An 18,262-nucleotide genomic window follows, 5' to 3' on the forward strand; every position below is an offset into this window, starting at 1 on the left:
TGTGGCTCTCACGTCAGGTCTTGGCGGCCCGCGCGGTCATCGCGGCGCGGCCTTTCCGGCAAACGCCGGCATTGTAATGCGATCAGGTCTTCGGCAGTGTGACACCGTGCTGGCCCTGGTACTTGCCGCCCCGGTCGGCGTACGAGGTCTCGCAGACTTCATCGCTTTCGAAGAACAGTACCTGGGCGCAGCCTTCGCCGGCGTAGATCTTGGCAGGCAGCGGCGTGGTGTTGGAGAACTCCAGCGTCACATAGCCTTCCCATTCCGGCTCGAACGGGGTCACGTTGACGATGATGCCGCAGCGCGCATAAGTGCTCTTGCCGAGGCAGATGGTCAGCACGCTGCGCGGGATGCGGAAATACTCCATCGTCCGCGCCAGCGCGAAGGAATTCGGCGGAATGATGCAGACATCACCCCTGAAGTCTACGAAGGACTTCTCGTCGAAGTTCTTCGGGTCGACGATGGTGCTGTTGATGTTGGTGAAGATCTTGAATTCGTCGGCGCAGCGGATGTCGTAGCCGTAGCTAGAGGTACCGTACGACACGATCTTGCGCCCGTCGGCCTCCCGGACCTGGCCTGGTTCGAACGGCTCGATCATGCCGTGCTGCTCCGCCATGCGGCGGATCCATTTGTCGGATTTGATGCTCATAGTTGGGAGGTAGACACACTGGCTCGGAGTGCGCCGCATTGTACAACCATTCCGCCCGCGTTCTGTTGAGACAGCGCCGCATCCTCGCCGACGCTTAACGTGATGCACGGATCACATTCAAGCTGCCGCGTCCTCGGGAACCCGGTGACGGAACCGTTCGCGGCCCGTGTAGAGCAGGAAATGCTTGCCGGTACAGCGCGCGAACAGCGTCAGGTTGAGCCGCGTGGCCATCTGGTAGCCCATCTGCGTCACGCCCGAGCGCGACAGGAGGAACGGAATCCCCATCTGCGCGCCCTTGATGACCATCTCCGAAGTCAGGCGCCCGGTGGTGTAGAAGATCTTGTCGGCGCCGGTCATGCCTTCCAGCCACATGCGCCCGGCGATGGCATCCACCGCGTTGTGGCGGCCAACGTCCTCGACAAACATCAGCAACTCGGTTCCGCGGAACAGCGCGCAGCCATGGACCGAGCCCGCCTGCTTGTAGACCGACTGCTGCAACCGGATGGTGTCGATGATGCCGTACAGGGTGTCCTGGTCGAGCATGGCACCGACCGGCAAGCGGATATTGTCGACCTCGTCCAGCAGCGAGCCGAACACCGTGCCCTGCCCGCAGCCGGTAGTCACTACGCGGCGCGCGGTGCGTTCCTCGATGCGGTCGACGCCGGTGCGGGTGCTGACGGCGGCGGATTCGGTTTCCCAGTCGACCTGCACCGCGGCAATGTCCTCGATCGATTCGACCAGCCGCTGGTTGCGCAAGTAGCCCAGCACCAGGTGCTCGGGCGCGCCGCCCAGTGTCATCAGCGTGACCAGTTCGCGTTTGTCCAGGTAGACCGTCAGCGGGCGCTCGCCAGGCAGGTAGGCCGCGCGCACGCGCCCCTGCTCGTCGACGACTTCGACCTCTTCGATCAGCGGAACGGCTGCCTGGGTAAGCTCGGGACGCAAAATCATGACGGGAAGGCTCAGGGCTGCTGGAAGGTGCCCCGTGCCGTCCAGGCGAGCATCGGGGCTGCGGTTACGGTGCCTTTGCGGGGGATTGTACCCCGCCGGGCGCAGCCGGTCTGGCGTCGGGCCCGGTGCTGGCGACTGCGGGCGCCGGGGCTCCGGCGGGTGCGGATGCCACGGGCGGGGCGAACGGTCCCGGGTCGGCACATGGCGCACCCTGCGCCGCCGCGCGCGCTTCCTTGCCCTGTGCCTGGCGTTCGGCGTAATAGCGGGTCGCGATCTTGTCCTGCGCACGGCACAACTGGAAGGCAGCGACCTTGTCCGACCAGGCGGCGCGGGCCTTGGCCTCGGCGGCCTTGGCCTGCTGGGCTTCGCTCGGCGGCGGCAGCTTGGCCAGCGCGCCGGCGCTCAGGGTGGCGCCGGCGGCCAGGACGATCAGCGTCAGGGTGCGTGTCATGGTCGATGCCTTCCTAAGAATCAGGCGCCCAGCCGCATCAGGCTTCGCCAGGGGTATGCCGGGCGGACCGGCCTGCCGCCGCATCCGGGCCGGCCGGATCGGGCGAACGCTGGGCGGGGATCTTGCCGGACTGGATGTCGTCGTACCAGAGCTCGTGATGTTCCTTCGCCCAGGCTTCGTCGACCCAGCCGTCGCGCATGGCGCGGTACGCGCCTTCCATGCCGACCGTGCCCATGTAGATATGGCCACACGCCATCGCGATCATCAGCACGGCCGAGATGCCATGGATCACGTTGGCGATCTGCATGGTCGCGCGGTAGTAGTCCATGCCCGGCACGATCATGTCGAGCACCCAGCCCGAGGCCGACAGCACGATGCCGAAGATAAACACGCCGACCCAGAACCACATCTTCTCGCCGGCATTGAAGCGCCCGCTCGGCACGTGCTTGCCGGACGTCAGCCCGCCGAGGCGGGTGACCCAGCGCACGTCATCGCGGCTGGGCAGGTTGTCGCGCACGAACACCACGAAGGCGACGATCACCGACAGCGTGAAGATCGGCCCGACCACGTTGTGCAGGTTCTTCAGGATGTAGGTGAGCCAGCCGAACAGCATGTGCCCCATCAGCGGCAGCAGAAAATGCTTGCCGAGCAGCATCACGATGCCCGACACCGCCAGCACCACGAACGAGATCGCCATGGTCCAGTGGACGATGCGCTCCAGTGGCGTGAAGCGCTCGATCATGCGGCCGGTGCGCGGCTCGCGCAGCGGGATGGTGCCGCGCCACAAATAGAAGCCAAGGATTGCCAGCGGCACTACCAGCAGCAGCCAGCCACCCCAGACGGTGATCACGCCATTGCGGAACAGGCGCCATTTCTGGCCGGTGCGCTGGATCAGCACGCCGGCTTCCTTGTCGGGCAGGCTGCTGTAGTGGCGCTGGTCGGAGTTGATCTCGCGCCAGACCGGCGCATTGTTGCCGGGCTGCGTGACGGTGCGTTGCTGCTGCGACTGGGCCTCGGCGGCGATGTCGCGGCGCGGCACGTCGAAGATGTTCTCAGACGCAATGCCCGCAAGCGGCTGCGCCGGATGCGTGGCGGGGTTGTTGGTATCGGCGCTGCCCGACGCGGTGGCCGGCCCGGTCGACGGCCCGGGGGCGGGAGCCTGGGCCGCGGCGGTTCCGGCCACGGCCATCAGGGCCAGCGCGCCGGCCACGAGCCAGCGGCGCCAGCCGGCGCCCTGCCCGCTGCGGCATGCATTGTGCGACGGCGTCATACGCCCTCCTTCAGATCATCGGGAGCCTGCGCGCGGATGGCGGCGCCTCCCCACTGCGGCGCATTCATTGCACGCGGTTGTACTCGTTCTGGTACTGGTTGCGCTGGCGGATCTGGTTATGCCAGCTGGTCTTGTCGCCCGCGGTCCAACCCTTGGAGACAAACGGGTCGTCGGGCGCGCCCTGGTAGGCCTGGGCGTCGGCCTTGCGGTGCGACTGGTTGATCGTCTGCGGCTTTTCGCCGCACGCGGCCAGCAGCGCACCGCACAGTGTCAGCAGGGTGATGGCGCAGGCGCGGCTCATGATGTCTGGCCTCCCTGAGCGCCGGTTGCGGCGGGGGTAGCCGGTGCAGCCGGCGCGGCCGGTGCGGCTGGCGTGGAGCGGGCCCCGGGCGCGTCCGGCGCGGCGGAACCAGCCGGAGCTGCCGGCGCGCCTGGCGCGGCCTTGGGCACGCCATAGGCCGTGCCCCAGCCGAACACGTCGCCGCCGGTACCGCGCTTGATCACGCGGTTGCGCAAGATGTCGGCGATCACATCGCCGTCACCGCCCAGCAGCGCCTTGGTCGAACACATCTCGGCGCACAAGGGCAGCTTGCCCTCGGCCAGCCGGTTGCGGCCGTATTTCTCGAACTCCGCCTCGCTGCCGTTCTTTTCCGGGCCGCCGGCGCAGAAGGTGCACTTGTCCATCTTGCCGCGCACGCCGAAGGTGCCGGTCGACGGAAACTGCGGCGCGCCGAACGGGCAGGCGTAGGAGCAGTAGCCGCAGCCAATGCAGACGTCCTTGTCGTGCAGCACCACGCCGTCGTCGGTGCGGTAGAAGCAGTCGACCGGGCACACCGCCATGCACGGCGCGTCGGAGCAATGCATGCAGGCTACCGAGATCGACTTTTCGGCGCCGACCATGCCGTCGTTGACGGTGACCACGCGGCGCCGGTTCACGCCCCACGGCACCTCGTGCTCGTTCTTGCAGGCCGTGACGCAGCTGTTGCACTCGATACAGCGCTCGGCGTCACAGATGAATTTCATGCGTGCCATGATGTCCCTCTGTCCTGTGACTTATGCAAACCGCTCGATCTGGCAAACGGTGGTCTTGGTCTCCTGCATCATCGTCACCGAGTCATAGCCATACGTGGTGGCGGTGTTGACGGCCTCGCCCCGCACCACCGGCATCGCGCCCTCGGGGTAGTAGTCCTTCAGGTCCTTGCCCTGCCACCAGCCCGAGAAGTGGAACGGGATAAAGGCGGTATCCGGCCCGACCCGCTCGGTCACCAGCGCACGCACCTTCAGCATTGCGCCGGTTGGCGTCTTGACCCAGCAGAAGTCGCCGTTGCGGATGCCGCGATCGGAGGCCGCGCGCGGGTTGATCTCGACGAAGTTCTCCTGCTGCAGCTCGGCCAGCCACGGGTTGGAGCGGGTTTCCTCGCCACCGCCCTCGTACTCGACCAGCCGCCCGGAGGTCAGGATGATCGGGAACTTCTCGTAGACCTTGTTCTCGATATTGCGCTGCTGCACCGACTTGTACAGCGTCGGCAGCCGCCAGAACGCCATCTTGTCGTCGTGGGTCGGGTACTTGGCGACCATGTCGGCGCGCGTGGAGTACAGCGGCTCGCGATGCTGCGGGATCGGGTCGGGGAAGTTCCACACCACCGCGCGCGCCTTGGCATTGCCGAACGGATGGCAGCCATGGTTCTTCAGCACCACGCGCTGGATGCCGCCGGAGAGGTCGGTCTTCCAGTTCTTGCCTTCGGCCTTGGCCTTCTCGGCGTCGGTCAGGTCATCCCACCAGCCCAGCTTCTTCAGCAGCACGTGGTCGAATTCCGGATAGCCGGTGGTGATTTCCGCGCCCACGGAATACGAGCCGTCCTCGGCCAGCAGGTTGACACCGTCGCGTTCCACGCCGAAGTTGGCGCGGAAGTTGCCGCCGCCGTCCATCACATGCTTGCTGGTGTCATACAGGTTGGGCGAGCCCGGGTGCTTGAGCTCCGGATTGCCGTAGCACGGCCACGGCAGGCCGAAGTAGTCGCCGGTCAGGTCGTAGCCGGTGAGGGGGTCCTTGCCTTGCTTGCAGCGCAGCGTCTTGACGTCGAACATCTGCATATTGCGCATATGCGACTTCAGCCGTTCCGGCGACTGGCCGGTGTAGCCAATGGTCCAGTTGCTGGCGTTGATCTCGCGCAGGATCGACTCTGGCTCCGGCTCCATCCAGGTGCGGCCGGCGCGCTTGACCTCGATCATCTTGTAGTTCTTCGACAGCTCCTTGCCGAAGCCGAACTTTTCGGCGAATGCGTGCATCAGCGTATGGTCGGGCATCGACTCAAACAGCGGCTCGATGACCTTCTCGCGCCATTGCAGCGAGCGGTTCGATGCCGTGCACGAACCCGACGTCTCGAACTGCGTGCATGCCGGCAGCAGGTACACGGCACGGTTCGGGTTGACCTTGTCGCCTTCTGCCGGCGGCATGTTGGCCATGGCCGCGGTGGCTGACGGATACGGATCGACCACCACCAGCAGGTCGAGCTTGTCCAGCGCCTTCTTCATCTCCAGCCCGCGCGTCTGCGAGTTGGGCGCATGGCCCCAGAAGAACACGCCGCGCACGTTGTTGTCCTGGTCGATCAGCTCGTTCTTCTCGGTGACGATATCGATCCAGCGCGACACCGTGGTGCCGGACTTCTCCATCATCGTCTGCGAGACGAACTGCTTCTTGATCCATTCGTAGTCCACGCCCCACACCGCCGCGTAGTGCTTCCACGCGCCGGTGGCGAGACCGTAGTACCCGGGCAGCGAGTCGGGGTTGGGCCCGACGTCGGTGGCGCCCTGCACATTGTCATGGCCGCGGAAGATATTGGCGCCGCCGCCCGACACGCCGATATTGCCCAGCGCCAGCTGCACGATGCACGACGCGCGCACGATCGCGTTGCCGATGGTGTGCTGGGTCTGGCCCATGCACCACACCAGCGTGCTGGGGCGGTTCTTGGCCATGGTTTCGGCGACAAGGTAGACCTGTGCCTCGGGCACACCGGTCACTTCCTCGACCTTGTCGGGCGTCCACTTGGCCAGCACCTCTTCCTTGACCTTGTCCATCCCATAGACGCGGTCGTTCAGGTACTTCTGGTCTTCCCAGCCGTTCTTGAAGATGTGGTACAGCATGCCGAACAGGAAGGCGATATCGGTGCCCGAGCGGATGCGCACATAGTGATGCGCCTTGGCCGCGGTGCGCGTGAAGCGCGGATCGACCACGATCACCTTGCAGCCGTTTTCCTTGGCGTGCAGCAGGTGCAGCATCGACACCGGGTGCGCCTCGGCCGCGTTCGAACCGATATACAACGCAGCCTTCGAGTTCTGCATATCGTTGTACGAGTTCGTCATCGCACCGTAGCCCCACGTGTTGGCCACGCCCGCCACGGTAGTCGAGTGGCAGATGCGCGCCTGGTGGTCAGTGTTGTTGGTGCCGAAGAACGAAACCCATTTGCGCAGCAGGTACGACTGCTCGTTGCTGTGCTTGGACGAGCCGACGAAGAACAGCGAATCCGGGCCGGTCTGCTGGCGGATCTCCTTCATCTTCGCGGTGATCTCGTCGAGCGCCTGGTCCCAGCCGATGCGCTGGTACTTGCCGTTGACCAGCTTCATCGGATATTTAAGCCGGTATTCACCGTGGCCGTGCTCGCGCAGCGCGGCGCCCTTGGCACAGTGCGCGCCCAGGTTGATGGGCGAATCGAACACCGGTTCCTGGCGGATCCACACGCCGTTCTGCACCACCGCATCGACGGCGCAGCCGACCGAGCAGTGGCCGCACACGGTGCGGCGCACGACGATGCCGTTCTTGCCGTCGGCAGCGCCCTTCTTGTCGTCGGCGGCATCGGCCTTGCGCAGCAGCGTCAGCTGCGACGCCGCCAGGCCGGCACCGACGCCGATGCCTGAGCGCTTGAGAAAGCTGCGGCGGTCCATGGTCGGCATGGCGCCGGCCAGGCTTGCGGCGAGCCGCTGTGAGAGGCGTCCGGTTCCGGCTTGCGCGCCGGCAGGGTCGTGCCGGTTGGCGAGGCCGTCAGCGAGGCGGGCGGATGCGCCCTGCGCCGCGCGTTTGCGGGTCAAGATCATGTCTCACCTCAGATGCGGACGAGAGCCGTCCGGTTGCAGGCGGCGCGGCGAACCACGCCGCCCTGGCATTTACACCAGTGTGGTCCGGTAGTACTTGCGAATGTGTTCGGAGACCCGGTAGCCCTTGCTGTCCGACGGGGTGTCGGTGGGTTCCGGCAGAGCGGCGGCCTGGTCCGGTAGTGCCGGTCCACGCGCTGTCAGCGCAGCCGCACCCGTTGCGGCAGCCACAACTCCAGCGCCCGCGAGAAACGTGCGGCGCGCGACCCGGGTTGGCTTCTCTCTCATGTGGGGGGCTCCTCGGCTGTCAAAGCCCGATGGTTTTCGCCGTTATGCGTTGTTATGCATATTCTAGAATCAACTCAGCGGAAAGACCATGCAATGCACGGGTTTTTCCTTACATTCCCGCTGATTTTGCGGTATAGCGCACGCCCCCCTCGGATACCCGACCGCGCGCAGTCCTCTTCAGTTCATCTCAAGCGCGAGTGCCTCGACACCAGCGAAGGCGGCCAGCAGGCCGGCAACGCTGCGGTAGAAACGCGCCTGCGGGTGCGCGATCACTGCATCGCACAATTTCTCCACCCACGGCTGCAAGTGCTGCGCATAGAAGCGCTGCTGCTCGCCGAGGTTCGACACTGACAGGTCGTCGCCGGCCACCAGGAAGCGCATCACCTCGCACAGCGTGGCAATGTGGTCTTCGGTCTCGCTTACTTCCTCGTGGCGCTCCAGGCCATAGCGGGCCAGGTCTTCGCGCAGCGCCACCAGCGGGCGCTCGTTGAGGAAGCCGGTCAGGTAGAACGAGCCATACAGGAACACGTCCTGCCGGCCCACGCCGACGAACAGCTGCCGATATTCCTCTTCGGCCTGCGCCGCGGTGGTCTCGGATGCTGCGTCGCACAAGGCGTTCCAGGCTTTGCCCAGTACCGTATCCGCGTCTTCGCCAACGGCGCGGTTGGCAGCAATGTGGTGCAGCAGTGCCGCATCGGGGGCGCGATAAAACAGCGTGGCCAGCAACCCGTACAGGTCGGCGCGAGCGGTGTCCTCGGCATCGTCGGCGGGCGGTGCGGCGGTGAGCTGGATCGGCTGGAAATCTGTCATGTCGTGATGGTTTGTATCGAAAGCGGCTCAGCGCAGCGTGGCGCCGCTCACAGTGCCCGTATCGTGCTCGATCATGTCGACCACGCGGCAATCGGGGCACATTTTCAGCCGCTCGGCGGCGGCGCCGGAAAACGCCGGGTGGCCGGCCAGCCGGACCAGCATCGACTGCACCATCTGCGCCGTGCCGAACGGCCTCGCGCAGCGCACGCAGAGGAACGGCTGGGCCTCGTTGAGCGTGACCGGGCGGCGCGCCGCGTCGCCGGCGAGCAGGCGCGGCACCAGCGTGATGGCATCTTCCGGACAGGTCTTTTCGCACAGGCCGCACTGCACGCAGTTGCGCTCGATCAGGCTGAGCACGGGGCGCTCGGGGTTGTCGCGCAGCGCCTGCGACGGGCAGGCGCCGACGCACGCCATGCACAGGGTGCACTTGCCGGAATCGACGGCGATCGCGCCAATCGGCGCGGCGGCCGGCAACGGCACGATATTGGCGGGCACCGGCGCGTGGCGCACCAGGTGGTCGAGCACGAAGTCCAGCATCTCGCGCTTGGCGGCGACCGCGCCGAACGGCGCCGGCGGCAGCGCGTTGCGGCCGGGACGCAGCGCGGACAGGCCGGCATCCAGCGACGGCACATCGATCGCACTGGCCGCCTCGACCAGCGACAGCACCTCGGTGTCATAGCCCAGCCCCGCCATCAGGGCGCGGCCGACTTCCATCTGCTCGCGCAGCGCGGTGCGGTACTGCGGCGCCTCGTCGCCGGTCAGCAGCACCGCCACGCGGCTGGCGCCCCAGCACACCGCGGCCAGCCACAGCTCCAGCCCGGCCGCGGCCGGGTGGAACAGCGACAGCGGCAGCACATGGGCGGGCACGCCGGCGGCACGGCCGGCGCGCGCGGCGCGGCCCAGCGCCAGCAAGGCGGGCGTGCCATATTCCTCGCCGTGCAGCAGCACGACCGGATCGCGCGCGCCGGCCTGCCGGTAGGCCGACAGCAGCGTGCGCAGCCGTGCGCCGGTGGTTTCAGGGCCGGGGTAGCCGTAACTGATGGCGCCGCTCGGACACACCGTGGTGCAGGCCCCGCAGCCCATGCAAAGGTTCGGCGTGACCTCGATGCGGCCCTTGCCGTCATGCCAGCTCGACTGGATCGCCCGGGTCGAGCAAATGTCGATACAAGCCGTGCAGCCGGTGGTCTGGTTGCGGCCGTGCGCGCACAGGGCTTCCTTGTAGCGGAAAAATTTGGGTTTCTCGAACTCGCCCACCAGGCCCACCAGCGTCAATGCCAGTGCTTGCTGCCGCGCCGGATCGGCGCCGGCATGCAGGTAGCCTTGCGGCGGCTGGTGCATGGTGAAAGCGGGCTGGTCGCACAGGTCGAAGACCAGGTCGAAGCGTCCCTGCATGGTGTTCGGCGGCCGGTCGAAGTCGATGGCCGCGGCCGCGCCGCAGGCGCGCACGCACTCGCGGTGCGAGCGGCAGCGCGACAGGTCGATCTGGTAGCTGAAATCGATCGCGTCCTCCGGGCAGGCTTCGATGCAGGCATTGCAGCGGGTGCACAGGTCCAGGTCGATCGGATTGCTTCGACCCGCGCCGGTTTCCCAACTGGCCTCGAAGGCGCCGAGCCAGCCGCTGAGCGATGCCAGCCGGCCGCTGTGGACGGGCCAGGCGCGCGCGGCCGGCTGTGCGCCTTCGCCCGCGGCGCTGCACGTCAGCAATACCGTGACTTCGAACTGCATCGCCGCGAGCCGCTCGGCCCAGGGCAGCGCGCGCTGCGCCGGCCCCAGCACCAACACCGCGCCGTCGGAGCGGTAGTCGACTACGGGCACCGGATCGGGCTCGGGCAACGCAGCCACCGCCAGCAACGCGGCAATCTTGGCATTGGCGGTCTTCGGATCGCGCCGCGCCCCCTGCGACCAGCCTCCGGTCTCGCGGATATTGACGAAACGGACCGGCGCGGTCACCACCGGCCGGCCGTCCTGGCCCTGCGCGGTCTGCGCTGCGACTTCGGTAAACAGCGCGCGTTCCTGCGTGCAGGCCACGATGACATCGTCGGTGCCGTCCAGCGCGGCGGTGAAGGCGCCGATCTCGCGCCGGCACAACAGGCGGTGGACCTTGAGCGGACCTTGTTGCGAGCCTTGCTGCGGGCCCTGGCTGGCTTCCGACAGCGCCGCCCCGTCGAGCGGCATGGTGTCGTTGCAATTGCAGATCAGCGTCGGCATGGCGAATGCGGCTGACCGGCCCGGACGTCCTTCTTGCGAGGATCTGCGGCCCGGCGGATTGTGGGGATGCCTATTGTAGGCTGCGGCTGCCCGGTCGGGCTACGCGCACTTATCCAGGTCTTGCGGGTCTTGCGGGCCCTGTTCTGCGTTTTGACTGGCCAGCGGCGGCGGCGTTTCGGCGGCTGCGGGTATGTCCGTAGCCTCGGCCGGCTCGCCGGCCACGGCAGGCGCCGCCGGCGGTACATGGTCCGCTTGTGCGTCGGGTTGTGCGTGCGCTTGTGCGTCCGCTTGTGCGGCGGCCTGGGCTGCCGCACGCTCCTCGTCGGTCGGCTCGAACAGCCCCAGCGACTCGGCCTGGCGCAGCTGGCGCAGGATCTCGAGCGGGATCGGGTCGGGCTTGCTGTAGTCGTCGATGTAGGTATCGAGGCCGTCCATCACATTGAAGTGCGGATCGGCGAACAGCGTCTTGAGCGCGGCGCGCTTGACCGATTCATCGACCCCGCGCGCGACGAAGCGGGCGATGTTGTCGCCGGGGCGCAGCGCCGCCACGTCCGCCAGGGTCGGCAGCGGGACTTCCGGCTCGGCCACCGCGGTCGCGGCCTCCGGTGGCACGGGCAATGGCTGCGGCTCGGCAGGCTGCAACGGCTCCGCGGGCACGGCCACGCCCTCCCGCACCGCCGCCTTGCGGCGCGACCAGCGTGACAGGAAGGACGAATCGCTCATCGGCGTGTTCGAAGCAGTCGGGTCAGTAGCGCGCGCGGTCCTGCGGCGCCTTGAAGGATTCGGGCCGGCGCCGCTGCTTGGGCTCGGGCCGGTAATGCTCGCTGACGTAGGCCTGCAGCCAGTCGCGCTGCTCGGGCGCGAGCGGCACGTTCTCGACGATCTCGCCGGCGTCGAGCCAGCGGCCGGCTTCGTTGTATGACAGCGTGACCGTCATCGGCACCGGGTGGGCGTCTTCGCCGGTGCCGCCGCCATCCTCGTCCTCGGGCATGCGCCACAGCACGAACCAGCATGGCGTAGTCGAGGTCAGGTTCAGGTAGTAGCCTTCGCCTTGGTCGCGGAACAACTCGACCTCGAAGCCGGGATACAGCCAGCGCGCACCGTGTTCGTCGTGCTCGAGGCAGACCGGGTGCGTGCCGAACTCGCCGAGGTCCGGCAGCACCGCGTCGAGTTGCCACTTCCATGGCTGCCAGCGGCTGGCCAGCGCGACCCTGCGCATCACCACCGCCATGGTGACGGCGGGACGGGCGCCGGGTGGCGGCGACTGTGGCACGGGCGTGGTTTCGGCTTCCATGGCTGCTGGCGCGGCAAGCCGCGCGCTCAGGTGTTCTGCACGACGATGCTCGGGAACTTGCTGGTCATGTCGCGCGCCTTGTCGGCGACCTTGATCGCCACCTTGCGCGCGATGCCGCGGTACAGCTCGGCCACCGGGCTGTCGGGCTCGGCCACTACGGTCGGGCGGCCTGAATCGGCCTGCTCGCGGATCTGCAGGTTCAGCGGCAGGCTGCCCAGCAGCTCCACGCCATAGTCGGCGCACATCTTCTCGCCGCCGCCCTGGCCGAAAATATGCTCGACGTGGCCGCAGTTCGGGCAGCAGTACACCGCCATGTTCTCGACGATGCCGAGGATCGGGATGCCGACCTTCTCGAACATCTTCAGGCCCTTCTTGGCGTCGAGCAGCGCGATGTCCTGCGGCGTGGTGACGATCACCGCGCCGGTGACCGGCACCTTCTGCGACAGCGTCAGCTGGATGTCGCCGGTGCCCGGCGGCATGTCGACGATCAGGTAGTCGAGCTCGTGCCAGTTGGTCTGGCGCAGCAGCTGTTCCAGCGCCGAGGTAACCATCGGCCCGCGCCATACCATCGGATTGTCCTGCTCGATCAGGAAGCCGATCGAGTTGGCCTGCACGCCGTGGCCCTCCAGCGGCTCCATGGTCTGGCCATCGGCGGATTCGGGGCGGCCGTCGATGCCGAGCATCATCGGCAGGCTGGGCCCGTAGATATCGGCATCGAGCATGCCCACGCGCGCGCCTTCGGCGGACAGCGCCAGCGCCAGATTGACGGCGGTGGTGGACTTGCCCACCCCGCCCTTGCCAGACGCCACCGCGATCACGTTCTTCACGCCCGGCAGCAGCTTGACGCCCCGCTGCACCGCGTGGGCGACGATCTTCATGGTCACGGCCACGCTGACATTGGTGACGCCCGGCAATTGCCGCACCGCGGCAACCACCAGCTTGCGAATCGGGTCTAGCTGGCTCTTGGCCGGATAGCCGAGTTCGACTTCCAGCGAAACCCCGCCCCCGTCGACCCGGATGTTCCGGGCCGAGCGCGTGGACACCAGGTCCTTGCCCGTGTTGGGGTCGATGACGGTGCGCAGGGCTTCGGTGACCTGCTCAGTGCTGACGCTCAAGACAAACTCCGCTTGGTTTTTCTGAATGTGGGGGATGGCCCGGACGGCCGGCGCCACCGGCTGGACTGGCACCTAATGTATCAAAGTTTGACGTCTTCCCCTGCCTAAGGAAGGGGATTCCCACACCTGGCGATGCACGTCCGCATCGGAGAATGTTCAGCGCAGCATTAGTATCACGGTCATGCACGGCACCGCAGCTACTACAGGACCACTCTCTTATTCGCAGTCCTGCGATACCTTTCGGCCGCGTCGTGCTGTCTTTCGAACCGCACGCCGAACAGGACTGGGTAGAACCGCTTTCATTCACTTCCTCAAAGGTGGCCCCGTGCGCAATCGCTTTGTAGCGGAGCTTGGCCCGGAAGGACGACCAGGATGCGTCATAGACGCTTTTCGCCATCTTGGTCCTGGCGAGTTTCACAGCCGACACGTTGCCAACTGCGATGTAATCGAAGCGGCGGACGAGGTCGAGCGCAAGCTTGTGCTGGAAGTCGGCGCGGGAATTCGCCACCTTGGCATGCAGCTTGGCGATATGCCGCTTGTGCTTTCGCGCACGCTGCGCCTTGGCCAGTCGTTCGGCGGCATGTCGGCCAAACCGGTCATTGAAAAACTTCTCGCCGGTTGAGAGCGTCGCGAAGTCCTTCAAGCCAAGGTCGATGCCGACGCCAGCTTGAATCGGGCGTGCCGGCACATCAGGAATCTCGATCACAATGTTGAGAAACCAGTTCCCGCGCGAATCCTGCGCAAAGTTTGTGCCGTCCTTGATCTTGCCTTCAGGCAACGGGCGGCTGTTGAACACGCGGAAGGTATTGCCGGCAAAGCGAAACGCCTCGCCTTCTCGTTTCAGATCGCGGCCCTTAAGAGGCACCCATCCCAGGCACTTCTTGCCGCGGTATCCCAGGTAAGGACGGCGATGCTGGCTGCGCGATTTCGCGTACTGCTCGCACGTCGCATTGACGGTGCCGGAATGGATACAGAGTTCCTTGCTGCTGCCAGTGGTCAGCACGTTCAGATCGAACCCGCTCGGCCACTTCTTACCCCATTTGACTGCGTGCTTCTGCGTGTCATTGCAGAAGTTCCAGACGAAGTTCACCGCTCGGCTCTGCCTATTGAGCAGGCCGTTGAGCGACTTCACCCGGTAGCGGTAGACAAGCACCATGCTGCTCATTCTAACGTTGGAATGCCGCCTGGCGACGCCGCTCCTTTCACTTCCCGCCTGAAAGGCTGGGAGTGAAAGGAGCGAATCTGAAGCAACGGTCAATGGGAGTCTGAGAAGAGCGGGCAAACCCCTGTGCCAGGTGTGGGATTACAGACATTTACAACTCTCACAACCTTGCACTTGTGCGCGCGTCGCCATATCCATATTGTAGTGCGGTTGGGCGGGCAGGCACCGCCGCGCCGGGCCGCGCCGCCGCCAACGCATACAAAGGGTTACGTGCGGTATCGCCATGGGGTTACCATCGCATGCGGTACCAGGAACATTTACGGGAACATCAGAAGGAGAACGCATGAAGATCAAGTTCGTCACTGTCTCGCTCGCCGCCGCCACCCTGCTGGCCGCGGGTTGCGCCACCGAACAGCAGACCCATACGGCGGTCGGTACCGGCGTGGGCGCCGCAGTGGGCGCCGGGCTTGGCAACCTGATCGGCGGCAATACCACGGGCACGCTGGTCGGCGCGGCCGTGGGCGGTGCCGTCGGCGGTGCGACCGGCTACAACTGGAATGCCATCCGCGGCAAGCTGAACAAGGACACCGCCGGCACCGGCACCCAGATCACCGAGCAGCCGGACGGCTCGCTGAAGGTGAACATCCCCAGCCAGGTGACCTTCGATACCGACAGCGCCAGCATCAAGCCGTCGTTCCGCTCGGTGCTCGACCAGGTCGCGCAGACGCTGGGCCAGCACCAGGACGTCAGTGCCAATGTCGTGGGCCATACCGACAGCACCGGCAACCCCAACTACAACATGCAGTTGTCGCAGCGCCGGGCGCAGAGCGTGGCGGGCTACCTGGGTGACCGCGGCGTCGCACGCAACCGCCTGACGGCCGAAGGCCGGGGCCAGGGCCAGCCCGTTGCAGACAATGCCACCGAGGCCGGCCGGCAACAAAATCGCCGCGTCGAAATTTTTTTGAAACCAATTCAGGGATGACCTAGTCATAGAAACAGGTACCGCTTGCCACCGTTGCTGGCTCGCGATGGGTGGCTGACCTCCCGGGCGGTGCCTGATTTCTCCTCCTTTTCCGTTGTGGAAAGCTGCGCCGGCTCTGACCGGCGCTTTTTTTTGCCTTTCTGCCTCGCAAGTGCCGGCCGGTGATCGCCCGATCGCCGAACATTCCGCCATGCGGAACCGACGCGTCCACGGCGGCCACTTGCTAAAATAGCCCTTCCCCGGCACGCGCCCGCCCCGCGCGCAGCGCCGTCGCCACTGATTTCCCCGCTCCTGACCGGCTCTTCGTCTATGACCGCACGTCGCATCCTCGTCACATCCGCCCTGCCTTATGCCAACGGCCAGATCCATATCGGCCACCTGGTGGAATACATCCAGACCGATATCTGGGTGCGTTTCCAGCGCATGATGGGCAACGAGGTCTACTACGTCGGCGCCGACGATACGCACGGCACCCCTGTGATGCTGCGCGCCGAAAAGGAAGGCATCACCCCCAAGCAGCTGATCGACCGCGTCTGGACCGAGCACAAGCGCGATTTCGACAGTTTCCTGGTGTCGTTCGACAACTACTACAGCACCGACGCGGATGAAAACCGCGAGCTGTGCGAGAAGATCTACCTGGCCCTGAAGGCCGAGGACCTGATCGCCGAGCGCGAGGTCGAGCAGTTCTTCGACCCGGTCAAGAACATGTTCCTGCCGGACCGCTTCATCAAGGGCGAATGCCCGAAGTGCGGCGCCAAGGACCAGTACGGCGATTCGTGTGAAGTCTGCGGCACTACCTACGTGCCGACCGACCTGAAGAACCCGTACTCGGTGGTGTCCGGCGCCACGCCGGTACGCAAGTCGTCGACGCACTTCTTCTTCAAGCTGTCCGATCCGCGCTGCGAGACCTTCCTGCGCGAATGGGTGGCCGACCTGGCCCAGCCGGAAGCCTCCAACAAGATGCAGGAATGGCTGGGCGCCGAGGGCGAGGCCTCGACCCTGTCCGACTGGGACATCTCGCGCGACGCACCCTACTTCGGCTTCGAGATCCCTGGCGCGCCCGGCAAGTATTTCTATGTGTGGCTGGACGCACCGATCGGCTACTACGCCAGCTTCAGGAACCTGGCGCAGCAGCGCGGCATCGACTTCGACGCGTGGGTCGGCCCGCACTCGACCGCCGAGCAGTACCACTTCATCGGCAAGGACATCCTGTACTTCCACACGCTGTTCTGGCCGGCGATGCTGCGCTTCTCGGGCTACCGCACCCCGACCAACGTGTTCGCCCACGGCTTCCTGACGGTGGACGGCGCCAAGATGAGCAAGTCGCGCGGTACCTTCATCACCGCGCAGAGCTACATCGACACCGGCATGAACCCGGAATGGCTGCGCTACTACTTCGCCGCCAAGCTCAACGCGAGCATGGAAGACCTGGACCTGAACCTGGATGACTTCATCGCCCGCGTCAACAGTGACCTGATCGGCAAGTACGTCAACATCGCCAGCCGCGCGGCGGGCTTCCTGGTCAAGCGCTTCGAAGGCAAGGTCGACGAGGCCGCGCTGGCACACCCGCTGCTTGAGCAGCTGCGCCAGGCCGCGCCGCAGATCGCGCAGCTGTATGAAGCGCGCGAGTACAGCAAGGCGCTGCGCCAGGTGATGGAGCTGACCGACGCGGTCAACGCCTTCGTCGACACCGAGAAGCCGTGGGAACTGGCCAAGGACGAAAGCAAGCGGGCCGCGCTGCACGCCGCCTGCTCGGTGTCGCTGGAAGCCTTCCGCCTGCTGACGGTGTACCTGAAGCCGGTGGTGCCGGACGTGGCCGCCGGCGTCGAGCGCTTCCTGAACGTCGAGCCGCTCGACTGGCGCGCGATCGACAAGCAGTTGTCCGCAGCCAGGCCGGTGCAGGCGTACCAGCACCTGATGACGCGCGTCGATGGCAAGCAGGTCGATGCGTTGCTGGCCGCCAACCGCGAATCGCTGCAGGCCACGGCGGCGCCCGCCGCCGCTGCACCGTCGGTCGAGCCGGTGGCCGAGACCATCACCATCGACGATTTCGCCAAGGTGGACCTGCGCGTGGCCAGGATCCTCGAGTGCCAGAAGGTGGAAGGCTCGAACAAGCTGCTGCAGCTGACGCTCGACCTGGGCGAAGGCAAGACCCGCAATGTGTTCTCGGGCATCCAGTCGGCCTACACGCCGGAGCAACTGGTCGGCAAGCTGACCGTGGTGGTGGCCAACCTGGCACCGCGCAAGATGAAGTTCGGCATGTCCGAGGGCATGGTGCTGGCGGCATCGGCGGCTGACGAGAAGGCCGCGCCGGGCCTGTACATCCTGGAGCCGCACAGCGGTGCCGTGCCGGGCATGCGCATCCGCTGAAGCGGACCGGCAGGAAAAAAAACGGCGGCGCCTGCGGGCGACCGCCGTTTTTTTTGTCCCGCGCCCGCGTCAGCCGCCCTGCATCTTCGACGGATCGTCGCTGCGTGAAGTCGTCGTCACCGTGCCGTCGCTGTTGAAATGCACGTTGAAAAAGGCCTTGTCGGTCGAGGTCTCCATCCAGCGGTAGCCCCACACCTCTTCCTTCTTCAGCGCGAAGGCCTCGACCTTGGTCGGCTTGCCCAGCAGGCGGCGGATGTCGTCCTTGCTCATGCCGGCGCGCACGCGCGCGAAGTTCTCCGGCGTCAGCACCTGCTCGATGCGCGCCACCTTGCCGTCGGCGCCGATGGTGACCATCCACGTGGTCGTACCCTCCGGCCCGCGCGGATATTCCAGCCGGCGGCCGCCGTCGGCCTCTTCCCAGACGATCTCCGGCTTGCCGGCCTGGCGCCGCAGTTCTTCCTCGGTGGACTGGCCGGGCACGATGCCCTTGAACAGCTCGCTGTCGGGCTTGATCGCGTTCCAGGTATTGCGCGCGGTCTCGCCCGCCTTCTTCATCGCTTCATCGACCTTCCGCTGGTCGCAGCCGAACAGCGCAAGCACAGAGGCAATCAGTCCCATGGCGGCAA

17 protein-coding genes are annotated in these 18,262 nt (G+C 66.2%); 2 read left to right on the forward strand and 15 right to left on the reverse strand.

The features are described from left to right. Window positions 1-82: 82 nt before the first annotated feature. From dcd to CTP10_RS13030, 14 genes are all read right to left on the reverse strand, one after another. A complete protein-coding gene (gene dcd, locus CTP10_RS12965; protein ID WP_116317942.1) occupies window positions 83-649 on the reverse strand; it encodes a dCTP deaminase in 567 nt (188 codons plus the stop codon). Window positions 650-766: 117 nt separating this feature from the next. After that, the gene (locus tag CTP10_RS12970; RefSeq protein ID WP_116317943.1) at window positions 767-1,597 is read right to left on the reverse strand and encodes a formate dehydrogenase accessory sulfurtransferase FdhD; all 831 of its coding nucleotides are present in this window, start codon (window positions 1,595-1,597) and stop codon (window positions 767-769) included. Between the two features lie 64 nt (window positions 1,598-1,661). Next, the gene (locus CTP10_RS12975) at window positions 1,662-2,048 is read right to left on the reverse strand and encodes a hypothetical protein (protein ID WP_116317944.1); all 387 of its coding nucleotides are present in this window, start codon (window positions 2,046-2,048) and stop codon (window positions 1,662-1,664) included. Window positions 2,049-2,085: 37 nt separating this feature from the next. Next, window positions 2,086-3,318 carry a formate dehydrogenase subunit gamma gene (locus CTP10_RS12980; RefSeq protein ID WP_116317945.1) on the reverse strand — a complete coding sequence of 411 codons (1,233 nt, stop codon included), beginning with the start codon at window positions 3,316-3,318 and terminating at the stop codon, window positions 2,086-2,088. A gap of 64 nt (window positions 3,319-3,382) precedes the next feature. Next, window positions 3,383-3,619, reverse strand: a complete 237-nt coding sequence (locus CTP10_RS12985) for a hypothetical protein (RefSeq protein WP_116317946.1) — start codon at window positions 3,617-3,619, stop codon at window positions 3,383-3,385. After that, on the reverse strand, window positions 3,616-4,350 hold the full coding sequence (gene fdh3B, locus CTP10_RS12990; protein ID WP_116317947.1) for a formate dehydrogenase FDH3 subunit beta: 735 nt from the start codon (window positions 4,348-4,350) through the stop codon (window positions 3,616-3,618). The genes CTP10_RS12985 and fdh3B overlap by 4 nt, the downstream gene beginning before the upstream one ends. A 21-nt stretch (window positions 4,351-4,371) precedes the next feature. After that, a complete protein-coding gene (locus tag CTP10_RS12995) occupies window positions 4,372-7,410 on the reverse strand; it encodes a molybdopterin-dependent oxidoreductase (protein WP_116317948.1) in 3,039 nt (1,012 codons plus the stop codon). A 69-nt stretch (window positions 7,411-7,479) separates the two neighbouring features. Beyond that, window positions 7,480-7,695 carry a formate dehydrogenase gene (locus tag CTP10_RS13000; protein WP_116317949.1) on the reverse strand — a complete coding sequence of 72 codons (216 nt, stop codon included), beginning with the start codon at window positions 7,693-7,695 and terminating at the stop codon, window positions 7,480-7,482. Window positions 7,696-7,872: 177 nt separating this feature from the next. Next, window positions 7,873-8,505: a TorD/DmsD family molecular chaperone gene (locus CTP10_RS13005; RefSeq protein ID WP_116317950.1), complete on the reverse strand. Its 633-nt coding sequence runs from the start codon at window positions 8,503-8,505 to the stop codon at window positions 7,873-7,875. A 27-nt stretch (window positions 8,506-8,532) separates the two neighbouring features. Next, on the reverse strand, window positions 8,533-10,713 hold the full coding sequence (locus CTP10_RS13010; protein ID WP_116317951.1) for a 4Fe-4S binding protein: 2,181 nt from the start codon (window positions 10,711-10,713) through the stop codon (window positions 8,533-8,535). A gap of 99 nt (window positions 10,714-10,812) precedes the next feature. Beyond that, entirely contained in the window at window positions 10,813-11,436 is a 624-nt protein-coding gene (locus tag CTP10_RS13015) for a DUF3306 domain-containing protein (RefSeq protein ID WP_116317952.1), read from the reverse strand. A 22-nt stretch (window positions 11,437-11,458) separates the two neighbouring features. Further along, on the reverse strand, window positions 11,459-12,007 hold the full coding sequence (locus CTP10_RS13020; protein ID WP_116317953.1) for a DUF3305 domain-containing protein: 549 nt from the start codon (window positions 12,005-12,007) through the stop codon (window positions 11,459-11,461). Window positions 12,008-12,033: 26 nt separating this feature from the next. Next, window positions 12,034-13,122: an iron-sulfur cluster carrier protein ApbC gene (gene apbC, locus CTP10_RS13025; RefSeq protein ID WP_116317954.1), complete on the reverse strand. Its 1,089-nt coding sequence runs from the start codon at window positions 13,120-13,122 to the stop codon at window positions 12,034-12,036. Beyond that, window positions 13,106-14,278, reverse strand: coding sequence for an RNA-guided endonuclease InsQ/TnpB family protein (locus CTP10_RS13030; RefSeq protein ID WP_233527983.1), 1,173 nt, complete (start codon window positions 14,276-14,278; stop codon window positions 13,106-13,108). The genes apbC and CTP10_RS13030 overlap by 17 nt, the downstream gene beginning before the upstream one ends. Before the next feature lie 349 nt (window positions 14,279-14,627). Here CTP10_RS13030 and CTP10_RS13035 point away from each other — a divergent pair, with 349 nt between their 5' ends. Together CTP10_RS13035 and metG are read left to right on the forward strand one after the other, a co-directional pair. Beyond that, window positions 14,628-15,266 (forward strand): OmpA family protein, encoded by a 639-nt coding sequence (locus CTP10_RS13035; protein WP_116317955.1) that lies wholly within the window; start codon window positions 14,628-14,630, stop codon window positions 15,264-15,266. Window positions 15,267-15,575: 309 nt separating this feature from the next. Further along, on the forward strand, window positions 15,576-17,636 hold the full coding sequence (metG, locus tag CTP10_RS13040; RefSeq protein WP_116317956.1) for a methionine--tRNA ligase: 2,061 nt from the start codon (window positions 15,576-15,578) through the stop codon (window positions 17,634-17,636). A gap of 69 nt (window positions 17,637-17,705) precedes the next feature. On the opposite strand, the gene bamE is transcribed toward metG, so the two are convergent. After that, window positions 17,706-18,254, reverse strand: a complete 549-nt coding sequence (gene bamE / locus CTP10_RS13045) for an outer membrane protein assembly factor BamE domain-containing protein (RefSeq protein WP_116317957.1) — start codon at window positions 18,252-18,254, stop codon at window positions 17,706-17,708. Between the last annotated feature and the right edge of the window lie 8 nt (window positions 18,255-18,262).

The sequence above is a fragment of the Cupriavidus sp. P-10 genome (assembly GCF_003402535.2).
In the GTDB taxonomy this organism is placed as follows: Bacteria; Pseudomonadota; Gammaproteobacteria; order Burkholderiales; family Burkholderiaceae; genus Cupriavidus.

Coding starts and splice junctions, on each gene's coding strand:
- dcd (WP_116317942.1), bottom strand. CDS start 649: ATGAGCATCAAATCCGACAAATGGATCCGCCGCATGGCGGAGCAGCAC.
- CTP10_RS12970 (WP_116317943.1), bottom strand. CDS start 1,597: ATGATTTTGCGTCCCGAGCTTACCCAGGCAGCCGTTCCGCTGATCGAA.
- CTP10_RS12975 (WP_116317944.1), bottom strand. CDS start 2,048: ATGACACGCACCCTGACGCTGATCGTCCTGGCCGCCGGCGCCACCCTG.
- CTP10_RS12980 (WP_116317945.1), bottom strand. CDS start 3,318: ATGACGCCGTCGCACAATGCATGCCGCAGCGGGCAGGGCGCCGGCTGG.
- CTP10_RS12985 (WP_116317946.1), bottom strand. CDS start 3,619: ATGAGCCGCGCCTGCGCCATCACCCTGCTGACACTGTGCGGTGCGCTG.
- fdh3B (WP_116317947.1), bottom strand. CDS start 4,350: ATGGCACGCATGAAATTCATCTGTGACGCCGAGCGCTGTATCGAGTGC.
- CTP10_RS12995 (WP_116317948.1), bottom strand. CDS start 7,410: ATGATCTTGACCCGCAAACGCGCGGCGCAGGGCGCATCCGCCCGCCTC.
- CTP10_RS13000 (WP_116317949.1), bottom strand. CDS start 7,695: ATGAGAGAGAAGCCAACCCGGGTCGCGCGCCGCACGTTTCTCGCGGGC.
- CTP10_RS13005 (WP_116317950.1), bottom strand. CDS start 8,505: ATGACAGATTTCCAGCCGATCCAGCTCACCGCCGCACCGCCCGCCGAC.
- CTP10_RS13010 (WP_116317951.1), bottom strand. CDS start 10,713: ATGCCGACGCTGATCTGCAATTGCAACGACACCATGCCGCTCGACGGG.
- CTP10_RS13015 (WP_116317952.1), bottom strand. CDS start 11,436: ATGAGCGATTCGTCCTTCCTGTCACGCTGGTCGCGCCGCAAGGCGGCG.
- CTP10_RS13020 (WP_116317953.1), bottom strand. CDS start 12,007: ATGGAAGCCGAAACCACGCCCGTGCCACAGTCGCCGCCACCCGGCGCC.
- CTP10_RS13030 (WP_233527983.1), bottom strand. CDS start 14,278: ATGGTGCTTGTCTACCGCTACCGGGTGAAGTCGCTCAACGGCCTGCTC.
- CTP10_RS13035 (WP_116317955.1), top strand. CDS start 14,628: ATGAAGATCAAGTTCGTCACTGTCTCGCTCGCCGCCGCCACCCTGCTG.
- metG (WP_116317956.1), top strand. CDS start 15,576: ATGACCGCACGTCGCATCCTCGTCACATCCGCCCTGCCTTATGCCAAC.
- bamE (WP_116317957.1), bottom strand. CDS start 18,254: ATGGGACTGATTGCCTCTGTGCTTGCGCTGTTCGGCTGCGACCAGCGG.